This window comes from Luteibacter sp. W1I16, assembly GCF_050434905.1.
GTDB lineage: Bacteria > Pseudomonadota > Gammaproteobacteria > Xanthomonadales > Rhodanobacteraceae > Luteibacter.
Window position 1 is genome coordinate 401,233 of record NZ_JBNDJJ010000001.1, and the last position, 24,365, is coordinate 425,597.

28 protein-coding genes are annotated in these 24,365 nt (G+C 65.8%); 11 read left to right on the forward strand and 17 right to left on the reverse strand.

The window, feature by feature from the left end; translation table 11 throughout:
• The first annotated feature begins 76 nt into the window (after window positions 1-76).
• Window positions 77-892 carry a MetQ/NlpA family ABC transporter substrate-binding protein gene (locus QFZ41_RS01720; protein ID WP_429197176.1) on the forward strand — a complete coding sequence of 272 codons (816 nt, stop codon included), beginning with the start codon at window positions 77-79 and terminating at the stop codon, window positions 890-892.
• Here QFZ41_RS01720 and pncB read toward each other — a convergent pair.
• Window positions 862-2,067: a nicotinate phosphoribosyltransferase gene (pncB, locus tag QFZ41_RS01725; RefSeq protein WP_429197177.1), complete on the reverse strand. Its 1,206-nt coding sequence runs from the start codon at window positions 2,065-2,067 to the stop codon at window positions 862-864. The two genes, QFZ41_RS01720 and pncB, sit on opposite strands and share 31 nt — an antisense overlap.
• On the reverse strand, window positions 2,064-2,447 hold the full coding sequence (locus QFZ41_RS01730; RefSeq protein WP_429197178.1) for a thioredoxin family protein: 384 nt from the start codon (window positions 2,445-2,447) through the stop codon (window positions 2,064-2,066). Before QFZ41_RS01730 ends, pncB begins: the two co-directional genes overlap by 4 nt.
• Before the next feature lie 548 nt (window positions 2,448-2,995).
• Between QFZ41_RS01730 and QFZ41_RS01735 the strand changes: the two genes are divergently transcribed.
• Window positions 2,996-3,361 carry a c-type cytochrome gene (locus QFZ41_RS01735; RefSeq protein WP_429197179.1) on the forward strand — a complete coding sequence of 122 codons (366 nt, stop codon included), beginning with the start codon at window positions 2,996-2,998 and terminating at the stop codon, window positions 3,359-3,361.
• A 105-nt stretch (window positions 3,362-3,466) separates the two neighbouring features.
• On the opposite strand, the gene QFZ41_RS01740 is transcribed toward QFZ41_RS01735, so the two are convergent.
• The 4 genes from QFZ41_RS01740 to QFZ41_RS01755 form a co-directional block, all read right to left on the reverse strand.
• The gene (locus tag QFZ41_RS01740; protein ID WP_429197180.1) at window positions 3,467-4,735 is read right to left on the reverse strand and encodes a dicarboxylate/amino acid:cation symporter; all 1,269 of its coding nucleotides are present in this window, start codon (window positions 4,733-4,735) and stop codon (window positions 3,467-3,469) included.
• Window positions 4,736-4,797: 62 nt separating this feature from the next.
• The gene (locus QFZ41_RS01745) at window positions 4,798-5,856 is read right to left on the reverse strand and encodes an aminopeptidase (RefSeq protein ID WP_429197181.1); all 1,059 of its coding nucleotides are present in this window, start codon (window positions 5,854-5,856) and stop codon (window positions 4,798-4,800) included.
• A gap of 40 nt (window positions 5,857-5,896) precedes the next feature.
• Entirely contained in the window at window positions 5,897-6,439 is a 543-nt protein-coding gene (locus QFZ41_RS01750; protein WP_429197182.1) for a cytochrome b, read from the reverse strand.
• A complete protein-coding gene (locus QFZ41_RS01755; protein ID WP_429197183.1) occupies window positions 6,436-7,515 on the reverse strand; it encodes a catalase family peroxidase in 1,080 nt (359 codons plus the stop codon). The genes QFZ41_RS01750 and QFZ41_RS01755 overlap by 4 nt, the downstream gene beginning before the upstream one ends.
• A gap of 135 nt (window positions 7,516-7,650) precedes the next feature.
• Between QFZ41_RS01755 and QFZ41_RS01760 the strand changes: the two genes are divergently transcribed.
• Both QFZ41_RS01760 and QFZ41_RS01765 read left to right on the forward strand, forming a co-directional pair.
• Window positions 7,651-8,163 carry a sigma-70 family RNA polymerase sigma factor gene (locus QFZ41_RS01760; protein ID WP_429197184.1) on the forward strand — a complete coding sequence of 171 codons (513 nt, stop codon included), beginning with the start codon at window positions 7,651-7,653 and terminating at the stop codon, window positions 8,161-8,163.
• Window positions 8,160-8,909, forward strand: coding sequence for an anti-sigma factor family protein (locus QFZ41_RS01765; RefSeq protein WP_429197185.1), 750 nt, complete (start codon window positions 8,160-8,162; stop codon window positions 8,907-8,909). The genes QFZ41_RS01760 and QFZ41_RS01765 overlap by 4 nt, the downstream gene beginning before the upstream one ends.
• Here QFZ41_RS01765 and lolD read toward each other — a convergent pair.
• The 9 genes from lolD to QFZ41_RS01810 all read right to left on the reverse strand — a co-directional run bounded on the left by lolD (window position 8,906) and on the right by QFZ41_RS01810 (window position 15,392).
• Window positions 8,906-9,598 carry a lipoprotein-releasing ABC transporter ATP-binding protein LolD gene (gene lolD / locus QFZ41_RS01770; RefSeq protein WP_371024088.1) on the reverse strand — a complete coding sequence of 231 codons (693 nt, stop codon included), beginning with the start codon at window positions 9,596-9,598 and terminating at the stop codon, window positions 8,906-8,908. The two genes, QFZ41_RS01765 and lolD, sit on opposite strands and share 4 nt — an antisense overlap.
• Window positions 9,591-10,832, reverse strand: coding sequence for a lipoprotein-releasing ABC transporter permease subunit (locus tag QFZ41_RS01775; protein WP_429197186.1), 1,242 nt, complete (start codon window positions 10,830-10,832; stop codon window positions 9,591-9,593). Before QFZ41_RS01775 ends, lolD begins: the two co-directional genes overlap by 8 nt.
• Before the next feature lie 123 nt (window positions 10,833-10,955).
• Window positions 10,956-11,372, reverse strand: a complete 417-nt coding sequence (locus QFZ41_RS01780; protein ID WP_429197187.1) for a hypothetical protein — start codon at window positions 11,370-11,372, stop codon at window positions 10,956-10,958.
• Window positions 11,344-11,592, reverse strand: coding sequence for a succinate dehydrogenase assembly factor 2 (locus QFZ41_RS01785; protein ID WP_429197188.1), 249 nt, complete (start codon window positions 11,590-11,592; stop codon window positions 11,344-11,346). Before QFZ41_RS01785 ends, QFZ41_RS01780 begins: the two co-directional genes overlap by 29 nt.
• Window positions 11,593-11,792: 200 nt before the next feature.
• Window positions 11,793-12,578, reverse strand: a complete 786-nt coding sequence (locus tag QFZ41_RS01790; RefSeq protein WP_371024084.1) for a succinate dehydrogenase iron-sulfur subunit — start codon at window positions 12,576-12,578, stop codon at window positions 11,793-11,795.
• A gap of 21 nt (window positions 12,579-12,599) precedes the next feature.
• Entirely contained in the window at window positions 12,600-14,384 is a 1,785-nt protein-coding gene (gene sdhA, locus QFZ41_RS01795; protein ID WP_429197189.1) for a succinate dehydrogenase flavoprotein subunit, read from the reverse strand.
• Window positions 14,385-14,387: 3 nt separating this feature from the next.
• Window positions 14,388-14,774: a succinate dehydrogenase, hydrophobic membrane anchor protein gene (gene sdhD, locus QFZ41_RS01800; protein ID WP_429197190.1), complete on the reverse strand. Its 387-nt coding sequence runs from the start codon at window positions 14,772-14,774 to the stop codon at window positions 14,388-14,390.
• Complete coding sequence (sdhC, locus tag QFZ41_RS01805; RefSeq protein WP_429197191.1) at window positions 14,771-15,163, reverse strand: succinate dehydrogenase, cytochrome b556 subunit; 393 nt, start codon at window positions 15,161-15,163, stop codon at window positions 14,771-14,773. Before sdhC ends, sdhD begins: the two co-directional genes overlap by 4 nt.
• Before the next feature lie 61 nt (window positions 15,164-15,224).
• The gene (locus QFZ41_RS01810) at window positions 15,225-15,392 is read right to left on the reverse strand and encodes a DUF1674 domain-containing protein (protein ID WP_429197192.1); all 168 of its coding nucleotides are present in this window, start codon (window positions 15,390-15,392) and stop codon (window positions 15,225-15,227) included.
• A gap of 126 nt (window positions 15,393-15,518) precedes the next feature.
• Here QFZ41_RS01810 and QFZ41_RS01815 point away from each other — a divergent pair, with 126 nt between their 5' ends.
• Window positions 15,519-16,301: a YgfZ/GcvT domain-containing protein gene (locus QFZ41_RS01815; RefSeq protein WP_429197193.1), complete on the forward strand. Its 783-nt coding sequence runs from the start codon at window positions 15,519-15,521 to the stop codon at window positions 16,299-16,301.
• A gap of 455 nt (window positions 16,302-16,756) precedes the next feature.
• The gene (locus tag QFZ41_RS01820; RefSeq protein WP_429197194.1) at window positions 16,757-17,191 is read left to right on the forward strand and encodes a cell wall hydrolase; all 435 of its coding nucleotides are present in this window, start codon (window positions 16,757-16,759) and stop codon (window positions 17,189-17,191) included.
• A gap of 304 nt (window positions 17,192-17,495) precedes the next feature.
• Here the strand turns inward: QFZ41_RS01820 and QFZ41_RS01825 are convergent, their stop codons facing one another.
• Together QFZ41_RS01825 and QFZ41_RS01830 are read right to left on the reverse strand one after the other, a co-directional pair.
• Window positions 17,496-17,963 (reverse strand): glycine zipper 2TM domain-containing protein, encoded by a 468-nt coding sequence (locus tag QFZ41_RS01825; RefSeq protein WP_429197195.1) that lies wholly within the window; start codon window positions 17,961-17,963, stop codon window positions 17,496-17,498.
• A 29-nt stretch (window positions 17,964-17,992) separates the two neighbouring features.
• Complete coding sequence (locus QFZ41_RS01830) at window positions 17,993-18,595, reverse strand: glycine zipper 2TM domain-containing protein (RefSeq protein ID WP_429197196.1); 603 nt, start codon at window positions 18,593-18,595, stop codon at window positions 17,993-17,995.
• A gap of 143 nt (window positions 18,596-18,738) precedes the next feature.
• On the opposite strand from QFZ41_RS01830, the gene QFZ41_RS01835 reads away from it, so the two are divergent.
• The 5 genes from QFZ41_RS01835 (at window position 18,739) to QFZ41_RS01855 (ending at window position 24,334) form a co-directional block, all read left to right on the forward strand.
• Entirely contained in the window at window positions 18,739-19,503 is a 765-nt protein-coding gene (locus QFZ41_RS01835; RefSeq protein ID WP_429197197.1) for a TatD family hydrolase, read from the forward strand.
• An 85-nt stretch (window positions 19,504-19,588) separates the two neighbouring features.
• The gene (locus tag QFZ41_RS01840) at window positions 19,589-20,116 is read left to right on the forward strand and encodes a MarR family winged helix-turn-helix transcriptional regulator (protein ID WP_429197198.1); all 528 of its coding nucleotides are present in this window, start codon (window positions 19,589-19,591) and stop codon (window positions 20,114-20,116) included.
• Window positions 20,113-21,573: an efflux transporter outer membrane subunit gene (locus QFZ41_RS01845; RefSeq protein ID WP_429197199.1), complete on the forward strand. Its 1,461-nt coding sequence runs from the start codon at window positions 20,113-20,115 to the stop codon at window positions 21,571-21,573. Before QFZ41_RS01840 ends, QFZ41_RS01845 begins: the two co-directional genes overlap by 4 nt.
• Window positions 21,570-22,769 carry an HlyD family efflux transporter periplasmic adaptor subunit gene (locus QFZ41_RS01850; RefSeq protein ID WP_429197200.1) on the forward strand — a complete coding sequence of 400 codons (1,200 nt, stop codon included), beginning with the start codon at window positions 21,570-21,572 and terminating at the stop codon, window positions 22,767-22,769. Before QFZ41_RS01845 ends, QFZ41_RS01850 begins: the two co-directional genes overlap by 4 nt.
• Window positions 22,766-24,334: a DHA2 family efflux MFS transporter permease subunit gene (locus QFZ41_RS01855; RefSeq protein ID WP_429197201.1), complete on the forward strand. Its 1,569-nt coding sequence runs from the start codon at window positions 22,766-22,768 to the stop codon at window positions 24,332-24,334. The genes QFZ41_RS01850 and QFZ41_RS01855 overlap by 4 nt, the downstream gene beginning before the upstream one ends.
• Window positions 24,335-24,365 lie beyond the last annotated feature (31 nt).

Genomic DNA, 24,365 nt, shown 5'->3' on the forward strand with positions numbered 1-24,365 from the left:
TCCACGCGGGCGGCTTTGCATCTGGCGGTATGGACGTCTATGCTGTCGCACCGCAACATCGCGATGGACGCCTCCCATGAAGAAGTACCTGCTCCCCCTCGCCGCCGCCTTCACGCTCATGGTCGCGGGTTGTTCGGGGGGCAATGGCGCCGGCAAGGAGGAAGGTTCCGGCGAGGCCACGCTGACCATCGCGGCGACACCCGTGCCTCACGCTGAAATCCTCAAGGAGATCAAGCCCCTGCTGGCACGGGAGGGAATCAGGCTCGAGATCCGCGTGTTCACCGACTACGTGCAGCCGAACATGCAGGTGGCGCAGAAGCAGCTCGACGTGAACTTCTTCCAGACCGAGCCCTACCTCGATGCCTTCAACCGCGAGCGCGGCACGAACCTGGTCAAGGTGGTGGGCGTACACATCGAGCCTTTCGGCGCCTATTCGCGCAAGTACACGTCGATCGACCAGCTTCCCGACGGCGCGGACGTTGTCATTCCCAACGACCCCAGCAACAACAGCCGCGCGCTGCTGCTACTGGCCAAGCATGGCCTGATCACGCTGAAAAACCCGGGTGATCGCCTTGCCACGCTCAAGGACATCGCCACCAACCCGAAAAACCTCAAGTTCCGCGAACTGGAGGCGGCGATGCTGCCACGCGTGCTGGGTGAAGTGGACCTCGCGCTGATCAACACGAACTACGCGCTCGCCGCGAAGCTCAATCCGGTGAAGGACGCCCTCCTGATCGAGGACAAGGACTCCCCCTACGTGAACTTCCTCGTCTCGCGGCAGGACAACAAGGACGACCCGCGTGTGCAGAAGCTGGCCAAGGCGCTCACCTCGCCGGAAGTGAAGGCCTTCATCGAGAAGAACTACGGCGGCGCGGTGTTGCCGGCCTTCTGAGCCGGCATCTCGAAGACCCGGCGCAGGTACGCGATGTAGTCCGGGTCTTCGGTACCCATGCTCTTGCCCGGAGAATCCGAAAGCTTCGCCACCGGTTGGCCGTTGCAGCGGGTCATCTTGATCACGATGTTGATGGGCGCCGGCCCCACGTCGTTGGTGAGGTTGGTGCCCACGCCGAACGAAAGCAGGCAGCGCCCGGCGAAGTGCCGGTAAAGCTCCATCACGCGTGGGATATCCAGGCTGTCGCTGAACACCAGTGTCTTCGTTCGCGGATCGACACGGTTCGACTCGTAGTGCGCCAGCACGCGGTCTCCCCACACGATGGGGTCACCGGAATCGTGGCGTGCGCCATCGAACAGTTTGCAGAAATACATGTCGAAGTCACGCAGGAAGGCATCCAGGCCGTAGACGTCCGACAGCGCGATGCCCAGATCGCCGCGGTACTCGCGCGCCCACGCCTCGAGTGCCGCCGTCTGCGAGTCGCGAAGTCGCGGTCCCAGCGACTGGAAGGCCTGCAGGTATTCGTGCGCCATGCTGCCGATCGGCACCAGGCCCAGGCGCATGGCAAGCCAGACGTTGCTCGTGCCCGCCAACTGCGTACCGAGGTCGCGTTTCATGACGCCGAGCATTTCCTCGTGCCAGCGCTGCGAGAAACGCCTGCGCGTGCCGTAGTCGGCGACGCGGACACCCTCGTAGCCACGGGTATCGCGCAGCAGCTCGATCTTCGACCGCAAGCGCGCCCTGCCCTCGCCGAGGTCCATGTCCGGATACGCTGTCCGGTAATAGAGTTCGTTCACGATGGCCAGCAGCGGCACTTCGAACATGATCGTGTGCAACCAAGGTCCGGCGATCACGATCTCTATCTCGCCATTGCCCTTCGGCGACGGGTCCACGGTGACGTACTTCGCGTTGAGCTGGAACAGGCCCAGGAAGTCCACGAAATCGCTGTCGATGAAGCGCAGGCTGCCCAGGTAGGCGAGTTCGTCCTCGGTGAAGCGCAACGAACACAATCCCTGCAATTCCTCACGGATGCGGCCGATGAGCGGCGCCAGATCCACGCCCGGCGTGCGGCAGCGGAAGCGGTATTCCACCTGCGCCGCTGGGTACTGATGCAGTACCACCTGCATCATGGTGAACTTGTAGAGGTCCGTGTCGAGCAGCGACCGGATGATCATGCGCTGGCGCCCGTGGCCGCGATCTGCCGGTTCACCGCATCCACGAACGGCTGCGTGCCCGGCCACGACGTGATGCGGCCGAGCTTCCTGCCGCGATGGAACAGGAAAAAGGCGGGAATGCCATGCAATCCGAAGCGCGTCGCCATGCTGGGATCGTCATAGACGTTGTCGTGCAACCAGCGTACCTCGGGCCACACGAAACGTTCGGGGGTCAACAGGACCTGCCGCTTCGCGATATCGCAGTTCGGGCAGTCGCGCCCCCACAGGAACAGGATGACGATGCGGTTGTCGTCGGCCGCGAGGTCCGCATCCAGTTCCGCATTGACGATGCGTTGCATGGGGAAGCGCTGGAAGAAGTCGGGAACGCTGGTCTCGGCCATGGGCGAAATCCGTGAACGGGTCGAATGCGCGACATGGGGTCGCGGGAGCGATAATCCGAGGGTACCGCGACACCTTGCCCCCATGCCAAGCTTCCAAGGAATCCGTGTGCGTCTCATCATCGGCCTGATGCTCCTCGTTCACGCGCACCTCGCGTTCGCCGCCACGCTCACCGTCGAGACGGGAAGCGGGCCACGCCGGTTCAGTACGGAACAGTTGCTCGCTCGTCCGGACGTACGCGAGATCCGGGTGCCGGGCGACGTGTCCTACCATGCCGCGATGAGCTATCGCGCGGTGCCTTTGAAAGCGCTGCTGGAAGGCGTTTCCTGGCGACGCGCACCTGCAATTCGTCGCGCTGGATGGCTTCACCGCCGAGATTCCGGCTTCCCTCGTCCTGGACGGACACGGCGCGGAGGCATGGCTTGCCATCGAGCCGGCCGCCAGGCCCTGGCCGAAGCTCGGCGAAGGCAAGCCCAGCGCCGGGCCTTTCTACCTCGTCTGGCTGCATCCCGAGGCCGGTCACGTCGGTCCCGAGCAGTGGCCTTACCAGGTGGCGGCGATCAAGGTGCAGGCCGATCCAGCCGCACGCTTCCCGGCGATGCGGCCGGCCGCCGGGCTACCCGCGAATGCGCCGGCGCGGCGTGGCTTTGCCGTTTTCCAGCGCAACTGCATCAGCTGTCACACGCTGAATGGCCAGGGCGATGCGAAGGTGGGACCGGATCTCAACATTCCGCACAGCCCGACCGAATACTTCCGCGAGGACATGCTGCGCACGCTCGTGCGCAATCCGCAGAACCTCCGCCGCTGGCCCCAGGCGAAGATGCCGGCATTCGACGCCAAGGTGTTATCGGATGCGGATCTGGACGATCTGGTGGCTTACCTGAAGCATATGGCCGGGCGGAAAGTCTCGCCCTGAGCCATCGCCGACAGGGTCGGCTCCCACCGGGCAAGGTACATCCTGCCCCGCAGCGGCCAGCTTGGTGGGAGGTGGGAGCCGACCCTGTCGGCGATACAAGGCCCCTCAGGCCCGCTCCCCCTCGACCACCAATTCACTGGAAGCCCGGTTGTAAACCTCGAGGTCGAGAATCCCCCGCTCGCGCGCGACCAGCACCGGCACCACCATCTGTCCGGTGACGTTGGTCATCGTGCGCATCATGTCGAGGATGCGGTCGATCGCGACGAGGTAGCCGATGCCTTCCAACGGAAGTCCCGCGGAGGTGAGCACGAGGGTGACCATCACCATGGCCGTGCCGGGCACGCCGGCGGTCCCGAACGAGCCGAGCACGGAGGCCAGCAGGATCACCATGTACTGCGCCGGTTGCAGGTCGAGATGGAAGTACTGCGCGATGAACACCGCGGAAATCGCGGGGTAGATCGCGCCACAACCATCCATCTTGATGCTCGCGCCCAGCGGCACCGCGAACGCGGCGTATTCCTCCTTCACGCCCATGTTGCGCACGACGCTGCGCAATGCGATCGGCATCGCCGCGAAACTCGACGAGGAAGTGAAAGCCACCTGCATGGCGGGAAACGCCGCGCGGAAGAACTTGAGCGGATTGAGGCCATGCGTGATCAGCAAGCCGCCGTATACCACGACGATCTGCAACGCGCAGGCGAGATACAACGCACCGACGAAGGTCGCCAGCGGCAGCAATTTCTCGAAACCGTACGCGCCCACGAGCGCGGCGATGAGGCCGAACGTGCCCAGCGGCGTCATTTCGAGCACGAACCGCGTGACCTGGATCATGCCGTCGTTGGCTTCGGTGGTCAGCGCGCGCAGGCGCGCCGACTTCTCGCCGATCTTCACCAGGGCAAGGCCCAGCAAGCCCGCGAAGAAGATCACCTGCAGGATCTTTCCCTCGCTCAGCGCGCGGAACGGGTTGGCCGGCACGATGTCCAGGAGCACCTTGACCGGCTCGGGCACGACCTTCGGTTTCCAGCCGGCGGGCGTGGTCAGTCCTTCCACCCCGAGTCCCGGCTGGGTCACATGCGCCACGAGCAGCCCCACCAGCACGGCGAGCGTCGCGGTCGCCGCGAACCAGGCGAACGTGCGCCCGCCCAGCGCCGCCACGTCCTTCACCCCATGCAGGCTGGACACGCTGTGCAGGACGGCGAAGAACACCAGCGGCACCGCGATCATCTTGATCAGGGTGACGTAGAGATCGCCCAATGGGCCGAACCACGTCGCGGCCGACGGGCCCAGCAGCCAGCCGGTGAACGCACCGAGCACGAAGCCCGCCGCCACCCGCTTCCAGAAGCGGATACGTAACCAGGAAGATATAAGCGGCATGGATGGCACCTATTCACGCGAACGATCCACCTTACACCGCCGGCTAGCCGTCTGGACGTCCATCATCGGACACTGTGTTTCCCCTGGTGAACGCTGGGGCGCAACCTCTCCAGTTCGCCCGTCCGTTCCATCGGAGCCATCCTCGCCAGCCCATTCACCCGCGCAAAGAACGTCGGCCAATCCCCGTCCACCTGCGCGAACAGCGCGGCGAACGAGGGCACCCAGGTATCGTAGAGGCCGAACGGCAGGAGGGCCGCGTTGTTCAACGGCCTTTTCATCCAGCGATCGTAACGATGGTCCCCGCCCGCCTCGCCATCTCGCCATGCGAGGTAGTGGCCGCGAAACGCCTCGAACTCCTCGGCCTTGGCCACCCGCTTCGCTTGGTCCGCCCACGGCTGGGCATAGATCGCTCCCAGGCGGTCGCGCAGCGCCAGAATCTGCGTGGTGAAGGACCGCTCCAGGATATCGCCCTTCTCGTCCGGCACCGGCTGGTTCCTCGCCAGCCGCCACTCGCGCAGGCCTTCGCGCTCCACGAAGGTCGCGAACGACTCGTTGAACGACGAATCGTTCTTCACGTAGATTTTCTGGTGGGCCAGTTCGTGGAAGATGGTGGCGGCGAGTTCGTCGTCATCCCAACGCAGCATGCTGCTGAGAATGGGATCGGCGAACCAGCCGAGCGTGGAATAGGCAGGCACTTCGCCGATGGCCACGTCATGGCCCGAGGCCCGCTCACGCGCCGCTTCCCGGTCGGCCAGGTCCTTGCGGAAGTAGCCACGGTAGGCGACGCAACCCGCCACCGGGAAGCAGTGTGTCACTGCCGACACCGATAGCTCGGGAGTGGCGAACACGTTCCACGCCACCCAGGGACGGTCCAGCTGCACATAATAGGTGTAGCTGCGGTTATCCGGCAGACCCAGGCTGGTGGAGGCGAAGCGGCGCGCCTCACGCGCGAGCGTCAGCCGGCGGCGCGTGACGTCGGGCGTCTTCGGATCGGCCACGACCTTGTCGATCGAACGCCGCTCGGCGAGCAGCGCGGCCTGCCCATGCGTCACATGGGCGTAGTACCCGAGCGAACGGCATCCGGCGAGCAGCATCAGCGTGGCGACGAGCACGTGGCGCATCGGGCCATTGTGCCGCATGCCGCCGCCCGCCGATGCCCCTTCAGGCCGGCCGTTTTCCTCCGGTCATCGACTGGAGCACCCCGTCCCTGCGGATCAGCCCATGCATCAACGCCGCGCCCATGTGGGCGAGGAAGGTCAGGAAGAACAACCACGCGAGATAGCGATGTGCCTCGCGCAACCACGCGAAGAGGGCCGCGTCGAAGGGCAGGATCGGCGGCAGGCGAACACCACCGCCCAGTGTCACCGGATAATTGCCGGCCGACAGCATGCCCCAGCCGATCAGCGGCATCGCGATCATCAACGCGTAGAGCAGCCAGTGCGACCCGTGAGCGGCAAGCTTTTGCCACTCGGGCATGTCCGCGGGAAGCGGCGGCGCCGGATGGGTCAGGCGGAAGCCGAGGCGAACCAGCGCGAGCACGAAGATGACGATGCCAAGCGGCTTGTGGATCGCGAGCAGCCACGCGTGCCTGGCTTCGACCGAGGTCACCATGCCGGCGCCGACGAACAGCATCGAAAGAATCGCCGCCGCCATCAACCAGTGCAACACGCGGGCGAACGGATGGAAGGTGTCTGCGCGGCTCATGGATGATTCTCCTTCGGGCTGGCCGTACCGGGCAGATGACCCTCTTCGCGGGTGCGCCGCAGGTACGAATCCGCGTACGCCGCGGACCGGGCCACGAGCAAGGGATCGTTCGACACCTCGATGCCACGCGGCAGGATGGTCGGGTCGTAGTTGACGTCGCGGCAGGGGCCGTCGGCCTGCGCCTCCATGTGATCGATCACGATCGTGCCGGCATCCACGGTTTGCCGGTCGTCCGGCCATACCTTGGTCGCGTCGTCGACCGGATCGCCGTCGGCGGCGAACACCATGCGCAGGTGCCAGCGCAGCGGGGCTTCACCGAGCCGCTTCGCCAGGTCGGCGGCGAGGTAGTCCGGATCGCCCGCGGCCGGGCCGCCGTCACCGGCCGGTGGTTGCTCGGGAACGACCTTCCAGCGCACGGCGTGGCGCTGCCCCGCCGCATCGCGCAAATAGAACGCGTTGATGCTTTCATACGTCTCGGTCACGTAGCTCGCCGACGGCTTGGCCGTCTTCACCCACGCCAGGAACGCCGCCGTCTCCGGGTGCGCGGCGAAGAACGCCTTCGGCTTCGCCGGGTCCGGTTTGCCCGTGGCGGGATCCGGATGCGTCGCTACCTGTAAGTCGTAGAAGGCCTTCGCCGTGGACACGGGGAAGACCGGCATGGCGTTCATGCCGGTACGCCACTGCTCGCCATCCGCGAGGTCGAAGCGCAGGGCGAAACTGCGAATGGGGACGGAGCTGTCCGCGGCATAAGGATTTCCGCCCGGAATGGCGAGCCGGCCGACCACGGGGGTACTGCCGGGAGCGAACAAGGGCGCCGTCGAATAGGTGGCCAGCGCGCCGTTGGACTCGAAACGGCCGGCCACGCAGATACCCTTGGCGTGATTGCGGCGGTAACCGGGGTGTTCCCCGCCGTTGGCCTGGAGCGTGTCGATGATCCGCTTCGGGGTCAGGCGCCCGGGCGCCAGCCAGCCGCCAACGTAACCGAAGGCGGCAGCGACGCCCGCCACGACCAGCCCAATCAATGCCCATCGCCAGGCCGCATGTGCCGGGGGGTGCCGCGTCTCGGGTTCTTGCATTGTCATCTCTCCGACCGGTGAGGTTTTGGGGTGGCATTGCAGGGTGGGACGTGCGTCAGGGTCTTTTATTCCCGGTAGGGGAATAATTCATCTCAGCGGACGTCCTACGTCCATCCACTCCCCCACGGGACCCGCATGTCCGATCCACGAATCGACGAAGCCCTGCGCACGATGCTGCCGCGTTTGCGGCGCTTCGCGCTGTGGCTCGCGCGCGATTCGAGCGCGGCCGACGATCTGGTCCAGTCCACGGTGGAACGGGCCTTGACCAAATGGCACACCAGGCGTGACGACGAAAGTCTGCGGGCCTGGCTGTTTTCCATCTTGTACCGGCTGTTCCTCGATGGTAAGCGCCGGGCCGGCCGCTATGCGAGGCTGCTCGGCTCCCTGGCCCACGAGGAAGCCAGCTGGCCGTCCGCCGAGCGTGTCGCCACGGCCCACTCCACCCTGGCCGCCTTCGCCGGGCTACCGGTGGAACAACGCAGCCTCCTCATCTGGATCACCGTCGAGGGCATGAGCTATCAGGAAGTCGCGGACATCCTGCAGGTTCCGATCGGCACGGTGATGTCACGTCTCTCTCGCGCCCGCCGCACGCTGCGCCGGCTGGGCGAAGGCGAAGTCCGCCCCCCTTCCCTGCGGCTCCTGAAATGAACACCACACCCCCGAGCGAACACGATATCCACGCGTACGTGGACGGACACCTGGACGGCGCGCGCCGTGGCGAGGTCGAGCGTTACCTCGCCAGGCACCCCGACCAGGCCGACGAGGTCCAGGGCTGGCGGCAGGACGCCCAGCAGCTGCGTGCCCTGCTTGCCGGCGACCTCACGGACATGCCGGCGTCCATGGACCCCGCCGAGGTTCGCGCCCGGGCACGGCACCGCCATGCGGTCCGCTGGGCCACCGCGGCCAGCCTGCTCCTGTGCCTGATCGTGGGCGGCCTGGGCGGCTGGGCCGCACGCGGCATGGGAACCGGGAAGGCGCCCATGGCCGATGCCATGCAGGCCTATCGGTTGCTGGCACTGGACCACGGCGTGGGCATGGACATCACCACCGGCAACGAAGGCGACCTGCGTGCGTGGCTTTCGGGCCGCGTCGGATCGAACGTGCGCTTGCCCGACCTGGCCGATGCGGGCTTCCGCCCGATGGGCGGCCGGCTCTTCGCCACCGACCAGGGGCCGGCGGCGATGGTGCTCTACGACGATGGAAACGGCCACACGGTGAGCTTCTATGTGCGCCCACCCGGTCCGGCCCGGCACATGCTGCCGCGCGGCAGCCGCGAGGACAGCGGCCTGCTCGCCAATTACTGGTCCGACGGCGGCCACAACTACGCCGTGGTCGCGATGGCTGACAACGCCGGCCGCTCCGCCGCCGAACGGGTGCTGGAGCGATCGATCTAGCGTTCGTGCAGCTCGCCCGAATGCAACTCGAGCGTGCGGTCCATGCGGCCGGCCAGGCGCGAATCGTGGGTGACCAGCACGAAGCTGGTGCCGATTTCACGGTTGAGTTCGATCATCAATTCATAGACGTGGGCCGCATTGGCTTCGTCGAGGTTACCCGTGGGTTCGTCGCCTAGTACGCAGGCGGGGCGCGTGACCAGCGCACGCGCGACCGCGCAACGCTGGCGCTCGCCGCCCGACATCTCGGCCGGACGGTGGCGCAGACGCGCCCCCAACCCCACGCGTTCGAGTAGCGCGGTGGCCTCTTTCTGCGCCTGCCCGATCGACACGCCGCGGATCAACAGCGGCATGCACACGTTTTCCAGCGCCGTGAACTCGGGCAGGAGGTGATGGAACTGGTAGATGAAGCCCAGCGAGCGATTGCGCTCGCGTCCACGTTCGGCGTCCGACAATTCGGAGAGGACGCGGCCATTCACCTCGACCTTGCCCGCGCTCAGCGTGTCGAGGCCGCCGATGATGTGCAACAGCGTGGACTTGCCCGAACCCGACGCACCCACGATGGACATGGTCTCGCCACGGCGCAGCGAGAAATTCACGTTGGAGAGGACGCCCGTACGCAGGTCGCCCTCCTCGTAGACCTTCGCGACGCCGATGGCGCGCAGGACGATGTCGTCGTTGGGCTTATTCATAACGGAGTGCCTGGGCGGGCTGCGTGCGCGAGGCGCGCCACGCCGGATACAAGGTGGCCAGCAGCGAGAAGGCGAACGTGACCAGGACCACCCAGCCCACGTCGGACCACAGCAATTGGCTGGGCAATTCGCTGATGTAATACACGTCGGGCGAAAGGAAGGTCTGCCCGGTCACGTGCTCGATCCATTTCACCAGCGCCGGCAGGTTGTACGACAACAGCGCGCCGAGCAACACACCGAGCCCGATGCCGACGATACCCACGAGCAGACCCTGCACCATGAACATGCCCATGATGCTGCGCGGGGTGGAACCCAGCGTGCGCAGGATGGCGATGTCGGCCTGCTTGTCCGTCACCAGCATCATCAGCATCGAAATGAGGTTGATGACCGCCACCAGGATGATCAGCGAGAGGATGACGAACATCACCGTCTTCTCCATGTCGATCGCACGAAAGAAGTTGGCGTGGGTGTCCATCCAGGTCTCGACGCGATACGACTGGCCAAGGGTGTTGACCAGGTCCTGGGCCACCGGATAAGCCGCGCGCATGTCGTCGAGCTTGAGCCGGATGCCGGTCGGCCCGCCCAGTCCGTTGAGACGCTGCGCGTCCTGGATATCGATCAGGGCGAGGTTCGCGTCGTATTCCTGCATGCCCAGTTCGAAGATGCCGCTGACCGTGAAGCTGCGCAGCTTCGGCACTGCGCCCATGGGCGTGGCAGTGAACTGGGGCACCACGACGGTGACCTTGTCGCCCACGCTGACGCCGAGCGCGAGGGCCAGTTCGCGGCCCACGATGATCTTCCAGCCGCGGTCGGTGAGATCGGTCATCTTGCCTTCGACCATGTGCTTGTCGATGTCGGAGACATTCGGCTCCATCGAGGGCAGGATGCCGCGGATGATGGCGCCGCTGGGCCGCTTGGCCTGCAGGAAGGCCTGGATCTCCACGTAGGGCGCCGCGCCGCGCACGTGCTTGGTGGCCTCGGCGGTTTTCACCGCCCTCTGCCAGTCCTGCACGGTTTCATCGATTCCCGACACCGTCACGTGGGACACGGCGCCGAGGATGCGGTTGCGCAATTCGCTATCGAAGCCGTTCATCACCGACATCACGGTGATCAGCGCGGTCACGCTGATCGCGATGCAGACGATCGAGACCGTGGAGATGAAGGAGATGAACTGGTTGCGGCGCTTCGCGCGCGTGTAGCGCAAACCAATGAAGAGCTCGAGGGGTCTGAACATACCGGTCGACAACAGCCTGTAGTGAGTGGGCCGCCACGAAAGGCATGCACCGCGCGGCAGAGTGCCCGATGCGGCCGGTCGGGGCAAGCAGGTTCCCGGCATCCGGACAGCGTGGCGTCGGTTTCAAGGCGCCTGCCGGGTCGAAAGGCGGGCGCGCAGGAGGCGGAGGTCGTCTGCTCGCGCGTTGTCGGGAAGCAAGGCAACCTCTCCCCCGCCATCGCGCCAGCGCAGGCGCAGGAAGACGGAGGTGCCGAAAATTCGTGCATCTTCCAGGTCCGCGGGACGCTCGGCGCCGCCACGCAAGCGAACGAACCAGACATCGTCGGGCGTCCATCGCAGCGAGACGATGGCGGACCGCCGGAACGCCACCAGCCGCCGGTAGCCGCACCACGCGATGCCCAGGGCGAGCGCCCAGCGGATGGTCCATGGCAAGTCGGTGAACAGCGGAGCGATCGTCGCCAGGGCGACGACGCCCGCGCCGAAGCGGCTCAGCGTCGCTGACGGACGGACGTCAAAGCCCGTACCTCGCGCGGATATCATCGATGATCGCCTGCCAGTCCTCGCGGGGAGCGCGGGCATGGCCCATCACCCAATCCCAGAGATCGGGATCCTGCACGTCGAGCAGTTCGTCGAAAGCCAGCCGCATGGCTTCGTCCGCGTCGGCGAAGCGCTCGTCCAGCCAGCCGCCGAACAGGCGATCGAGCTCGCGCGTACCCCGGCGGGTACGCCAACGCAGACGTTTGAGGCGAGCTTCTTCCATTACAGGTCACCGAAATCACTGTGGGAGCCGGACCCTGGTGGAACCCGGACCCTGGTGGGGAGCCGGACCCTGGTGGGAGCCGACCTTGTCGGCGATCCCGCGGCAGCGGGCAAGGTCTCCGCAAGCGCCCATCGCCGACAGGGTCGGCTCCCACCGGGCGAAGCTCCCAATGGGTGGAGCTCCCCCAAGTGGAGCGCCCGTCAGGCCGAGCGGCGCTGCACGATCAGCTTCTTGATCTCCGCGATCGCCTTCGCCGGGTTGAGACCCTTCGGGCAGGTGCGCGCGCAGTTCATGATCGTGTGGCAACGGTAGAGTTTGAACGGGTCTTCCAGGTCGTCCAGCCGCGCGCCGGTGTCCTCGTCGCGGCTGTCGACGATCCAGCGGTAGGCCTGCAACAGGATCGCGGGGCCGAGGTAACGGTCACCGTTCCACCAGTAGCTCGGGCACGAGGTCGAGCAGCAGGCGCAGAGGATGCACTCGTAGAGACCGTCGAGCTTCTTGCGGTCTTCGGGCGACTGCAGGCGCTCCTTGTCGGCGGGCGCCGGGCTCTGCGTACGCATCCACGGCTTGATCGAGGCGAACTGCGCATAGAAGTGGGTGAGATCGGGAACGAGATCCTTCACCACCGGCATGTGCGGCAACGGATAGATGTTGACCGTGCCGCTACCGCAATCCTCGATGGCCTTGGTGCATGCCAGCGTGTTGGTGCCGTCGATGTTCATCGCGCACGACCCGCAGATGCCTTCGCGGCACGAGCGGCGCAGCGAGAGCGTCGAGTCGATTTCGTTCTTGATCTTCAGCAGGGCGTCGAGAACCATCGGGCCACACGCGTCGAGATCGACCTCGTACGTGTCGGTGCGCGGATTCTGGCCGTCGTCCGGCGTCCAGCGATAGACCTTGAAGGTGCGCACGTTCTTCGCGCCCTTCGCCGGAAAATGCTTGCCGGCCTGGATCTTGGAATTCTTGGGTAGCGTGAACTCTGCCACGATTGCCTCTCCGGTCCGGTATCAGTAAACGCGCTTTTTCGGCGGCACGACTTCGACATCGTCCGTCAAGGTGTACATGTGCACCGGGCGGAAGTCGAAGCTGGACTGGCCCGCCTCGTCGATCCACACCAGCGTGTGCTTCTGCCAGTCGTGGTCGTCGCGGTCGGGGAAGTCCTCACGCGCATGGGCGCCACGGCTTTCCGGGCGCTGTTCCGCCGAATGCATGGTGGCCACCGCCTGCGCGAGCAGGTTGGACAATTCCAGCGTCTCGATGAGGTCGGAATTCCAGACCATCGAGCGATCGCTGACCTTGACGTCCTTGAACGAGTCGTACACGGCGGAGATCTTCGCCTTGCCTTCCCTCAGCGTCTCGCCGGTACGGAACACCGCGGCGTCGGATTGCATGGTCTTCTGCATCTCGGCGCGGATCTGCGCGGTGGGCGTGCCACCGTCGGCGTGACGAAGCGCATCGAACCGGCCCAGGATCTTGTCCAGCGCATTGGCCGGGAGATCCTTGTGCGGGGTGTCCGGCTTGATCAGTTCAGCGCAACGATGGGCTACGGCGCGGCCGAACACCACCAGGTCGAGCAGCGAGTTCGAGCCCAGGCGATTGGCACCGTGCACCGACACGCAAGCGGCCTCGCCGATCGCGAACAGGCCCGGCACGATGGAATCCGGATCGTCGTCGCGCTTGGTGACCACTTCGCCATGGTAGTTGGTCGGGATGCCGCCCATGTTGTAGTGGACGGTGGGCAGGACCGGGATCGGCTCCTTGGTCACGTCCACGCCGGCGAAGATGCGCGCGGATTCGGCGATGCCCGGCAGGCGCTCGCCGATCACCTCGGGGCCGAGGTGCATCAGGTTGAGGTGGATGTGATCCTTGTTCGGGCCCACGCCACGGCCTTCGCGGATCTCGATGGTCATCGCGCGGCTGACGACGTCGCGCGAAGCGAGATCCTTCGCGTTCGGCGCATAGCGCTCCATGAAGCGCTCGCCCTCGGAGTTGGTGAGATAACCACCTTCGCCACGGACACCTTCGGTGATCAGGCAGCCTGCACCGTAGATGCCGGTCGGATGGAACTGCACGAACTCCATGTCCTGCAACGGCAGGCCGGCGCGCAGCACCATGCCGCCACCGTCGCCCGTGCAGGTATGCGCCGAGGTGGCGCTGAAGTAGGCGCGGCCGTAGCCACCGGTCGCCATCACCACCGCGTGACCGCGGAAGAGGTGCAACGTGCCTTCGTTCATGTCGAGCGCGAGCACGCCCACGCACTTGCCGTCCTCGAAGACGAGGTCGATGGCGAAGTACTCGATGAAGAACGTGGCGTCGTGCGCGAGCGCCTGCTGGTACAGCGTGTGCAGGATGGCGTGGCCGGTGCGGTCCGCCGCGGCGCAGGTGCGCTGCGCGGTGCCCTGACCGTAATGGGTGGTCATGCCGCCGAACGGACGCTGGTAGATCTTGCCTTCCTCGGTACGCGAGAACGGCACGCCGTAGTGTTCGAGCTCGATGATGGCCGGGATGGCCTCACGGCACATGTATTCGATCGCATCCTGGTCGCCGAGCCAGTCGGAACCCTTGATCGTGTCGTAGAAATGGAAACGCCAATCGTCTTCGCCCATGTTGCCCAGCGCGGCCGAGATGCCGCCCTGGGCCGCCACGGTGTGCGAGCGCGTCGGGAAGACCTTGGTGATGCAGGCGGCCTTGAGGCCCTTCTCGGCGAGGCCGAAGGTGGCGCGCAGGCCAGCGCCACCGGCGCCGACCACGATCACGTCGTACTTGTGTTGTTGAACCTTGTAGGATTCCATCGATCAGCTTCCGAGCGCGACGCGCAACACGGCCAGTACGCCCGTAAGCGTGGCGAGTACGGCGATGAACTTGATGACGACCAGCGAGGCCACTTCGAGCCAGCGGGTATGGACGTAGTCTTCGATCACGACCTGCAGGCCGATGACGGCGTGCCGGAACATCGTGATGATGAGCGCGATGAGGAGCACCGCGTTCCACGGCTTCGCCAGCGTGGCGCGGGCCGTGTCGAAATCGGCGTGTGCCAGGCTCACCACGGTGAAGACGAACCAGAGCGTGAGGAAGATCAGGCCGAGCGCGGTGACGCGCTGGAGCATCCAATGGCTGACGCCCTCTTTCGCCGATCCCAGGCCACGGGCGCGGGCGAGCGGGTTGCGCAGATCCTTGTTCATGCCTGGGCTCCCAGCAGCACGTAGCCCCAGACCAGAGCGGTCAGCACGATGGCGCCGACGATGGAAAGCCAGCTGGAACGGATGAAGGTTTCGACGGCGTAGCCGGCGCCGGCGTCCTGTGCCAGATGACGGATGCCGTTGCACAGGTGGTAGAAGAAGTTCAGGGTCCAGCCGATCATGAGGACCGTGCCGAACGGGCTGCCGGCCACGCTGGTGAACGTCCCGAAGGCCTCCGGACCGGCGGCGATGGAGGCGAGCCCCCAGACGATGATGAGGCTACCGACGGCATTGAGGATGCCGGTGGCGCGATGCAGGATGGAAGAAACCATCTGCACTTGCCACTTGTAGACCTGGAGATGCGGTGAAAGCGGTCGTCCCGTTTGTGCCATGGCGGCTATCCTGGATTGGAATCGCTAGATGCCCGACGGCCTTCCCTCGCCTTCCGATCGGTCAGAAGTCGATGCAGCGTCCGTTTTTTTCCCAATCGCCGTAACGCGTGGGGTCCAATGGCGCTTTCTCGACCCTTGGTCCGCCATTCGTGGGGGCGATCGGCGGAACGAGCGGCTTCGCCGGAGCGGAATCGTTCGCGTCCTGGGGTTCGGAGGGATTGTCGGACATGGTTATAAAGCCCTAAAAGCGTAATACCTGTGCAACGGCAGCACAACCTTGACGAAAGCCGCAAGGCTTGGTTTGGCCAGGGCTGGACCGTATATCTTACCCCTCCGCCCTGCCTTGCGCCTCCCCATGCCGAGCCGTACCACTCGCACCATCACCTTCGCCGGCCCCGACGCCGGCGCGTTCGCCAACGCCCAGTTCAGCAGCGATGTCCTGTCCCTCGGCGTCGGCCGGTGGCAATGGAGCGGATGGCTCGATCCCAAGGGGCGCGTCCGTGCGCTGCTTCAGGTCGCCCGTCTCGCGGACGACCGTTACGTCGCCCTTCCTCGCGGCGGCGATGCACCGTCGCTCGCCGCCGACCTTCAACGTTTCGTTTTCCGCTCCAAGGTGACGATGCATGTCTCCGGCGACCTGCATGTATCGAACGGCGCGCCTGTGGCCGAAGGCGAAGCGCAAGAAAAAGACGATTCACTGTTCTTCGGTGAAGGTGACGCATCGTTGCGTATCGGCACGCGACAAGGTGACGACGCATGGATAGCACGACACATCGACAAGGGTTACGCATGGCTTCCCGACCGGGCGCTCGGCACGTTGCTTCCGCCCGCGTTGTCGATGGAAAGGCTCGGCGCCGTGTCATTCGACAAAGGTTGCTTTCCAGGGCAGGAAATCGCGGCGCGATTGCATTTCCTCGGCGGACACAAACGCCACTTGCGCATCGTCCGATCCGATGTTGCGTTGCAGGAAGGACATTCACTGCACGTTGACGGACGTGAGGTTGGCATCGTCTTGATGCAGCACACCTATTCGTCTTCGCCTACATCACTGGTCGTACTGGACGACACGATGTCGCAGGCGGACACTCTTGAAACAGAAGGCGTACGTCTGCATGTCTTGTCGACGTTTGCCGAGTGAACATGGCGACGACATCGTAAAAAAATGTTCGCTCGTTTGTGTGAGTCGAAGCTGAACCGTGCCGCCCGCGCACTTGCGCAAATCGACACGCGCCACTAGGCTCCGCCGATCCATTTGCGTGGCCGTGTTGTCACTGCACGGTTACACCCGCGACGATCCGTCGATGATGACGGTTCTGGCGCGACCCGGCCCCCGCCGGAGCACAACGTAACGCGCATCCCCATGGCGCGTCGTGAGCCGAACTCATTCGGCGACACCCCATACCGGGTGGCTCCGGACAGCCGCCCAGTTAAGTCACAGTGTGTGACGCCCGCGCCATCCGTGTTCTCACACCCATCGGATGCCGTCGGTTGGTCCAGGTAGTAACGGCCTGCCCGCCCGTCTACCGCTCATACGTCCCCCATGGCTCTTCCAAGGCCGCAAGTGACGGAAAAGCTCGTTGGAGGCAGATACACATGAAACTTTCCGCTTTGCTCTGGATGGCGTCCGTCCTTCCAAGCCACCTCGCCGACCAGACCTGCCTGGCGACGACGGTGTATCTCGAGGCACGCAGTGAACCGACCATCGGCCAGTACGCCGTGGCGGAAGTCGCTCTACGTCGCCGCGATCGCGGCATGGGCGGCAACAACGTCTGTGAAGTCGTGAAGGCTCCGCGCCAGTTCGCTATCACCACCACGCCGAAGGATTTCGAGATCAACGATCTCGTCGCGTGGAACAAGGCATGGAAAATCGCCGGCGACTCCATGAACAACTGGAGCCTTCCCAAGAGCGAACGCCTCGTCTACGTACCGCAAGCCGATCATTTCGCTACCGTCGCGGTGGCGCCGAGCTGGTCGAGCAGCCGTGTCGTTCGCAAGATCGGCGACCACGCGTTCTACGCCGTCAACTGACGCAAGAACGTGCGGGGGAAAAGGGATCCAGGCGGGCAGCTTGGGATCTCCGGGAAAAGGGGCCCTCGGACGAGGGTCTTTTTTTTGCCTGTGGAAAAGTATTTGCCGCCACGGATAACACGTGTGGCACTGACTGCATTGGTGGGAGCCGACCCTGTCGGCGATGGGTGCTCGCCGCAACCTGGCCCGCTGCCGCGGGATCGCCGACAGGGTCAGCTCCCACCAACTGGCGGTCTCATTGGGGACTACAAAAAAAAGCCCGCCATGAGGCGGGCTTTTTTTGGACGTCTTTACGGCTAAACGATCAACGCCTGTAAACGCGGTCCCCACGTACCTCGACGTAATCGCCGCGACGCAGCTGCGGATCCTCACGCTGCGTCACCGTTGCCCAGCGGCCGTCGTCGAGACGGATCCGCACGCGGAAGGCCACGTCGTCGGAGCCGTTCCGCTTGCCCACCTGGTTGCCGACCAGGCCACCCACGACGGCACCGCCCACCGTGGCGGCGGAGCGGCCATCGCCCTTGCCAATGGTGTTGCCCAGCACGCCACCGGCGACGGCACCGATCACCGCGCCCAAGGGCGAGGAGTCCTTCTGCACGTAGACCTGCTCGATGTCGTCGACGACACCGCATTGCTCGCATCCTCGCTGCGCACCGGAGTAGACGACGCGGTCCTCCCGGTAGACCCGGCGCGGCTCTTCGTAACACGCGGACAGCGACAGCGTGGCCAGGGCCACCGCGACGATGCCGCTCTTGCGGACGATGCTATGCATGGCTTACGCCCTCATGAATGGTTCGTGGATCAACGCGCGTCGGAGACGACCGAGACACCTTCCTGCACTTCGACGCGATCGCCCGGGTCGTGGTCCATACGCACCGTGCGGGTCACGCCCTTGTATTCGTAGCGCACGTCATAGGCGACGATCTTGTCGCTATTGCCGGCCGACACCGTGCTGCACTTGCGTACGGTGCTGGTGACCGTGTTGGTCTCCTGGCGGCGCTCCTGGATCTCGTGGCCCGCGTAACCGCCGCCGACCGCACCGGCCACCGTGGCCAGCGTGCGGCCCTTGCCGCCACCGATCTGGTTGCCCAGCAGACCACCCGCCACCGCGCCGATGGCGGTGCCGGCGATCTGGTGCTGGTCCTTCACCGGCGCACGCCGGGTCACGACTTCGTCATGGCACTCGCGCTGCGGTGCCGAAGCCTGCGCACGGATCGGGTCCACGCTGACGACGCGTCCGTACTTCGGACCCTCCGGCTCGGGGGCCGGCGCCGGAGCGCTTTCGGGAGCCGGAGCCGGGGCATTCGCGATGTCGGCGTTCGCATCGCGGTTGCAGGCGGAAAGGCTCAATACCAGGGCCGCGCCCAAACCAGCGTTCAGGACGGAAATCTTCAACCTGCTCATAACCCTAATCTCCTAACAAAGGTCAGCGACCTCGATGGCGCCAGAGCCCCATCACCCGGAAGTCGCCTCGGTCACATTTGACAGTCGGTAAACTGAACGACGCCTTAGACTGCATCCACCCTTCATCCCGGCATCACACCGACATGCTCGATCTCGTAGACACCCATGCCCACCTGGACGACGCCTCGTTCGATGCCGACCGGGCGGCGATGTTCGACCGTTCGTCCGAAACCGGCGTGCGGCGCTGGATCGTTCCAGCGATCGACCGCGGGAACTGGGAGAAGGTCGAGGAAATGGCGGCCTCCCGTGCGGGCGTCTATCCCGCCTTCGGGCTGCACCCTCTGTTCCTCGAGCATCATCGCGATACCCACCTCGACGAATTGCCCACCTGGCTGGAGAAAGAAGGCACGGTAGCCGTCGGCGAGATCGGCCTCGATTTCTACGTCGACGGGCTGGATCCAGGGCGCCAGCGCGATCTGTTCGTACGCCAGTTGCACGTCGCGAAGGAACACGGCCTGCCCGTCATCGTCCACGCACGCCGTGCCTTCGAGGAAACGATCCATACGCTGCGCCGCATCGGCGGCCTGCGCGGGGTCGTGCATAGCTTCTCCGGCAGTGAGGAACAGGCGCGCCAGTTGTTCGATCTCGGCTTCCATATCGGTATCGGCGGACCCGTGACGTACGACCGGGCCAACCGCATCCATCGCGTGATCGCCGGCATGCCCCTGGAATGGCTGCTGCTCGAAACGGACGCTCCCGACCAGCCCTGTTCGCGGCACCGCGGCGAACGCAACGAGCCTGCCTATATGCGGGACGTCTTGCGGGCCATCTCGACCTTGCGCGACGCGCCGGAAACGGACATCGCCGCGGCGACCACGGCCAACGCGGAGCGTTTGTTCGGGCTATAGGCCGCCCCTGGCAAACCGGCATGTTGCGGTATCCCGGCGATGCTTGCTAATCTAATAGTTCACCAGCGAACTATTTACCAGCGAAATGCCTAGCCTCAAGCCATGCGTGGAGGCGCTCTATGAGGGCGTCGGCCGCGTCGCCGGCCGCATCCCGGAGCTGCCGAAGTCCGAAGTGGTCCTCGTCCGCCTGCTGATGTTGACCGCGGGTGCGCTGCTGCGCGAGTTCGAGGACAGACTCAAGCCCCACGGCTTGAACGACAGCGATTTCCGCACGCTGATGATGCTGTACAGCAGCGAGGACGGCAGCGCCACACCGGGCGAATTGTGCGTGCTCGCCGAGCAGAAGCCCACCAACATGACGCGCATCGCCAACGTGCTGGCCAAGCTCGACCTCATCTCGCGCTCCCACGCCACGCATGACCGGCGCCAGGTGTTGTTACGGATCACGCCAGCCGGCCGGCGCTTCGTCGCCAAGCTGCTACCGCCCATGTTTCCGGCCGTGACGGAGTCGTTCGCCTGCTTCAGCGCCACGGAACGGAAGACCTTCGAGAAGCTGCTCAAGAAACTCGCCCTGCACATCGACCGTACGGTCGACACGGACGCCAGCCCATGATTCGTATATCGCTCCGCCCCGCCCTGCTCGCAGGCGCGGTGGCCGTGTTGCTCGCCGCCTGCCACGTGCCGGCGAAGATCGACCGCCCCGCGCTACGTGAGGAGGCACCCCTGGCGGGTCTCTCCACCGGCACCCGCGCCGGCTGGCCCGCGGCCGACTGGTGGCGCGTCTACGGCGACCCGCAACTCGACACGCTGATGGACCTCGCGCTGCGCGGTGCACCGGACCTCGCCCAGGCCAGGACGCGCGTGGAATCCGCCGAGCAGAACATCCGCGTCGCCGCCGCTCAGTCCGGCCTGCGTGTCGACGGCAGCGGCCAGGTCGCGCGCCAGCGGATGAGCGAGCACGGCCTCATTCCTTCGCAATTCCTCGGTTTCACCTGGTACAACCAGGCCGATCTGGGTATCCAGGTGCGTTACGACTTCGACTGGTGGGGCAAGAAGCGCTACACGATCGAATCCGCGATCGACAGCGCACGCGCCGCCGAAGCGGAACGCTCGGCCGCTTCGCTCAACATCCAGGCCGTGGTCGCGGATACCTATTTCGGATGGCTGGCCGACGAGTCCCGTGTCGCCCTCGCCGACCGCCTCGTCGCCGCGCGCGAGCGCGCCTTGCGCATCGCCGAACTGCGGGTGAAACAGGGCGTGGACGAACCCGACACGGCGCAGCAGGCGCGAGCCGAACTGGCCGGCGCGCGGCAGCAACGCGTCGCGCTGCAGGGTTCGGCGGATATCCGCCGCGCCTCGCTCGCCACCCTGGTCGGCGTGTCGCCCGCCGAGCTTCCCGCGTTGACGCCGCGGCCGCTGCCGGCGGTGACACCCGGGCTGCCGACGGACGCTGGCACGGACCTCATGGCGCGCCGGCCCGATATCGCCGCCAGCCGCTGGCAGGTGGAAGCCGCGCTGCGCCAGACCGACGCGGCGCGCGCGCAGTTCTTCCCCGACGTGAGCCTGAGCGCCATGGCCGGCCTGTCGAGCATCGACATGGACAAGGTCTTCTCGGCCGATAGCCGCGTCTTCGCCCTCACGCCGGCGATCCACCTGCCGATCTTCGAGGGCGGCTCGCTGGAAGCCAATCACGGTGTCACCCGCGCGCAACTCGGTGCGGCGGTCGCCCAGTACAACGCCGCCGTGGCCAGCGCCGCACGAGACGTGGCCACCCAGGCGCTCGGCGCGCAGCAGATCGCCGACCGTCGCGCGCAGCAGGACGCGCAGGTCGAGGCCGCCAACGCCTTGCTCGCCAGCGCTCGCGCCCGTGCCGCGCGTGGGGTTCGCGACGACCGCGAATCGCTGGCCACCGAGGCCGCGCTGATCCAGCAACAGGACATGGAGGCCGACCTGCATGGACAGGCCCTGGCCACCGACGTCGCCCTCATCAAGGCCCTCGGCGGCGGATACCGCGCCGAAACCATCGCATCCCCTTCCACGCCTCGCACGAACGGAGCCACCAGCCCATGAGCGCCAATCCCACCGACACGCCGCGCGCCCAGGACGATGGCGGCAACGCGCCGAAGGACAAGCGCAAGCGCACCCGCGCGCTGTTGATCGCGCTGGCGGTCTTCGTCCTTGCCGCGATCACCTGGGTCCTGCTCTGGTTGTTCGTGTTCTCCACGCGCGAGACCACCGACGATGCGTATGTCGGCGGCAACCAGGTCGGTATTTCAGCCCAGGTGCCTGGCATCGTCGTCGGCGTCTATGCCGACGACACGCAGCGCGTGAACGCCGGGCAGGTACTCGTCCGGCTCGACCCGACCGATGCCGATGTCGCCCTGCGCAAAGCCAGCAGCGCGCTCGCCCAGGCGGTGCGCCAGGTACGCCAGCAGACCCAGTCGGCGGCCGGCGCCGACGCCTCGCTCGTCGCCCGGCGGCAGGACCTGAAACGCGCGCAGGACGACCTCAAGCGCCGCCTGCCGCTGCTCGCCGAGAAGGCCGTGGCACCCGAGGAAGTGCAACACGCACGCGATGCGGTCACCAGCGCGCAGTCCGCGCTCGACGCCGCGCAGCGCCAGGCCGACGCCGCCCGCGCCCTGGTCGACGGCAGCGACGTGCAGGGCAACCCTGCCGTGGAGCAGGCTCGCGCCAACTTCCGCCAGGCGTGGGTCGCCGCGCAGCGCAACGCCATCGTCGCCCCCATCGACGGCTACGTCGCCCAGCGCAGCGTGCAGGTCGGCAACAGCGTGCAGCCCGGCCAGCAACTGATGACCGTGGTGCCGCTGCACGACCTCTGGGTCGACGCGAACTTCAAGGAAAGCCAGTTGCGCCATGTGCGCATCGGCCAGCCGGCGAAGATCGAGGCGGATATCTACGGGGGCGGCGTGGAATACCACGGCAAGGTGGTGGGCCTTGGCGCCGGTACAGGCAGTGCGTTCTCGCTACTGCCCGCGCAGAACGCCACCGGCAACTGGATCAAGGTCGTGCAGCGCGTGCCCGTGCGCATCGCGCTCGACCCGCAAGACCTCGACAAGCATCCGCTGCGAATCGGTTTGTCCACCGCCGTGACGGTGGACATCACCGACGACAAGGGTGACGTGCTCGCGAAGCAGCCGTCCACCACGCCGGTCGCGCAGACGCGCGTCTACGACGAGGTCGCCGCGAAGGCCGATGCCGCCGCCGACGCCATCGTTCGTGACAATCTCGGAGCCGACGTGCCTTGAGCGACGCCGCCGCCCTTCCCGACGCCGCCCCCGCCAACGGCCCCAAGCCGTTGCATGGCGGGCCACTGGTCCTGCTGACGATCGCCGTCGCGTTCTCCACCTTCATGGAGATCCTCGACATGACGATCGTGAACGTCGCGGTGCCGCATATCGCTGGCAGCCTCGGCGTGAGTCCGAGCGAGGGCACGTGGGCGATCAGTTCCTACGCCCTGGCCAGCGCGATCATGCAGCCGCTGACAGGCTGGCTGGCGAAACGCTTCGGGGAAGTGCGCACGTTCTGTGTATCGGTGGCGCTGTTCGTCGCGTTCTCCATGCTCTGCGGCCTGGCCACGAGCATGCCGATGCTGGTGATCTTCCGCCTCCTGCAAGGCGCGGGCTCGGGGCCGATGGTGGCCTTGTCGCTGTCGCTGTTGTTGGCCAGCTATCCGAAAACCAAGCAAGGCATCGCACTGGCGATGTGGGCGATGACGGTGGTGGTCGCGCCGATCTTCGGCCCGATCCTCGGTGGCTACCTCACCGACAATTTCTCCTGGCCGTGGATCTTCTACATCAACGTGCCCGTGGGCGCGGCGGCCGGCGTGGTGACCTGGAGCATCCTTCGCCATCGCGAGACGAAGATCACGCGTGCGCCCATCGACACCGTCGGGCTAGCCTTGCTGGTGATCGGCGTGGGCTCCTTGCAGTTCATGCTGGACAACGGCAACGACCATGACTGGTTCGCCTCGCCGATGATCCTCACGCTGGGACTCATCGCACTCGTAGCCCTGGTCTTCCTGGTGATATGGGAACTCACCGCGAAACATCCCGTGGTGGATCTCTCGCTGTTCACCCGGCGCAATTTCGCGGTCGGCGTCACCGCGCTATCGCTGGGCATGCTCGCCTTCTTCGGCATCAACGTGGTGTTCCCGCTGTGGTTGCAGACCACGCTCGGCTATACCGCGACGTGGGCCGGCCTCGCCACCGCGCCGGTGGGCATCCTCGCCTTCCTGGTATCGCCCTTCATCGGCAAGAACATCCAGCGGCTCGAACTGCGCGCCGTGGTGACCTTCGCCTTCATCGTGTTCGCCTTCACCGCGTTCTGGTTCTCGGAGTTCAACAGCAGCGCCTCGTTCGCCACGCTGGTGTTGCCGCGTTTCATCATGGGCATTGCCATCGCGTGCTTCTTCATCCCGCTCAACCAGATCTTCCTCTCCGGCCTCAACCCGGATCAGGTCGCGGGCGCGTCGGGACTGGCGAACTTCTGCCGCACGCTGGCGTCGAGCGTGTCCACAGCAGTGACCGTCACCCTTTGGCAGCATCGCACCGAATCGCACCATGCCTCGCTCACCGAATACGTGACGCACGCGTCGCCCGCGACCACGGCGTTTACCCAGCAGCTCACGACACTGGGTATTCCGGGCAAGCCGGGCCTCGCGGTGGTCGATCAACTGGTGACGCGGGAAGCGGCCACGCTGGCCGTGAACGACGTGTTCTGGGGGTGCGCGCTGCTTTTCCTCGCCCTGATTCCGATCCTCTGGCTGGCGAAGCCGCCGTTCGGGAATGCGGGGGGTGCGGCAGCACATTAAAACAAAGTTAGCTAAATCGATCCAAACACGA

Bases quoted from the DNA above. Each gene is read 5' to 3' on its own strand.
- QFZ41_RS01840 (WP_429197198.1), top strand. From the start codon at position 19,589: ATGCCTAGCCTCAAGCCATGCGTGGAGGCGCTCTATGAGGGCGTCGGC.
- QFZ41_RS01820 (WP_429197194.1), top strand. From the start codon at position 16,757: ATGAAACTTTCCGCTTTGCTCTGGATGGCGTCCGTCCTTCCAAGCCAC.
- QFZ41_RS01720 (WP_429197176.1), top strand. From the start codon at position 77: ATGAAGAAGTACCTGCTCCCCCTCGCCGCCGCCTTCACGCTCATGGTC.
- sdhA (WP_429197189.1), bottom strand. From the start codon at position 14,384: ATGGAATCCTACAAGGTTCAACAACACAAGTACGACGTGATCGTGGTC.
- lolD (WP_371024088.1), bottom strand. From the start codon at position 9,598: ATGAATAAGCCCAACGACGACATCGTCCTGCGCGCCATCGGCGTCGCG.
- QFZ41_RS01815 (WP_429197193.1), top strand. From the start codon at position 15,519: ATGCCGAGCCGTACCACTCGCACCATCACCTTCGCCGGCCCCGACGCC.
- QFZ41_RS01850 (WP_429197200.1), top strand. From the start codon at position 21,570: ATGAGCGCCAATCCCACCGACACGCCGCGCGCCCAGGACGATGGCGGC.
- QFZ41_RS01825 (WP_429197195.1), bottom strand. From the start codon at position 17,963: ATGCATAGCATCGTCCGCAAGAGCGGCATCGTCGCGGTGGCCCTGGCC.
- QFZ41_RS01810 (WP_429197192.1), bottom strand. From the start codon at position 15,392: ATGTCCGACAATCCCTCCGAACCCCAGGACGCGAACGATTCCGCTCCG.
- QFZ41_RS01745 (WP_429197181.1), bottom strand. From the start codon at position 5,856: ATGCGCCACGTGCTCGTCGCCACGCTGATGCTGCTCGCCGGATGCCGT.
- QFZ41_RS01835 (WP_429197197.1), top strand. From the start codon at position 18,739: ATGCTCGATCTCGTAGACACCCATGCCCACCTGGACGACGCCTCGTTC.
- sdhD (WP_429197190.1), bottom strand. From the start codon at position 14,774: ATGAACAAGGATCTGCGCAACCCGCTCGCCCGCGCCCGTGGCCTGGGA.
- QFZ41_RS01845 (WP_429197199.1), top strand. From the start codon at position 20,113: ATGATTCGTATATCGCTCCGCCCCGCCCTGCTCGCAGGCGCGGTGGCC.
- QFZ41_RS01785 (WP_429197188.1), bottom strand. From the start codon at position 11,592: ATGGAAGAAGCTCGCCTCAAACGTCTGCGTTGGCGTACCCGCCGGGGT.
- pncB (WP_429197177.1), bottom strand. From the start codon at position 2,067: ATGATCATCCGGTCGCTGCTCGACACGGACCTCTACAAGTTCACCATG.
- QFZ41_RS01775 (WP_429197186.1), bottom strand. From the start codon at position 10,832: ATGTTCAGACCCCTCGAGCTCTTCATTGGTTTGCGCTACACGCGCGCG.
- QFZ41_RS01750 (WP_429197182.1), bottom strand. From the start codon at position 6,439: ATGAGCCGCGCAGACACCTTCCATCCGTTCGCCCGCGTGTTGCACTGG.
- QFZ41_RS01780 (WP_429197187.1), bottom strand. From the start codon at position 11,372: ATGATATCCGCGCGAGGTACGGGCTTTGACGTCCGTCCGTCAGCGACG.
- QFZ41_RS01760 (WP_429197184.1), top strand. From the start codon at position 7,651: ATGTCCGATCCACGAATCGACGAAGCCCTGCGCACGATGCTGCCGCGT.
- QFZ41_RS01765 (WP_429197185.1), top strand. From the start codon at position 8,160: ATGAACACCACACCCCCGAGCGAACACGATATCCACGCGTACGTGGAC.
- QFZ41_RS01755 (WP_429197183.1), bottom strand. From the start codon at position 7,515: ATGCAAGAACCCGAGACGCGGCACCCCCCGGCACATGCGGCCTGGCGA.
- QFZ41_RS01830 (WP_429197196.1), bottom strand. From the start codon at position 18,595: ATGAGCAGGTTGAAGATTTCCGTCCTGAACGCTGGTTTGGGCGCGGCC.
- sdhC (WP_429197191.1), bottom strand. From the start codon at position 15,163: ATGGCACAAACGGGACGACCGCTTTCACCGCATCTCCAGGTCTACAAG.
- QFZ41_RS01730 (WP_429197178.1), bottom strand. From the start codon at position 2,447: ATGGCCGAGACCAGCGTTCCCGACTTCTTCCAGCGCTTCCCCATGCAA.
- QFZ41_RS01740 (WP_429197180.1), bottom strand. From the start codon at position 4,735: ATGCCGCTTATATCTTCCTGGTTACGTATCCGCTTCTGGAAGCGGGTG.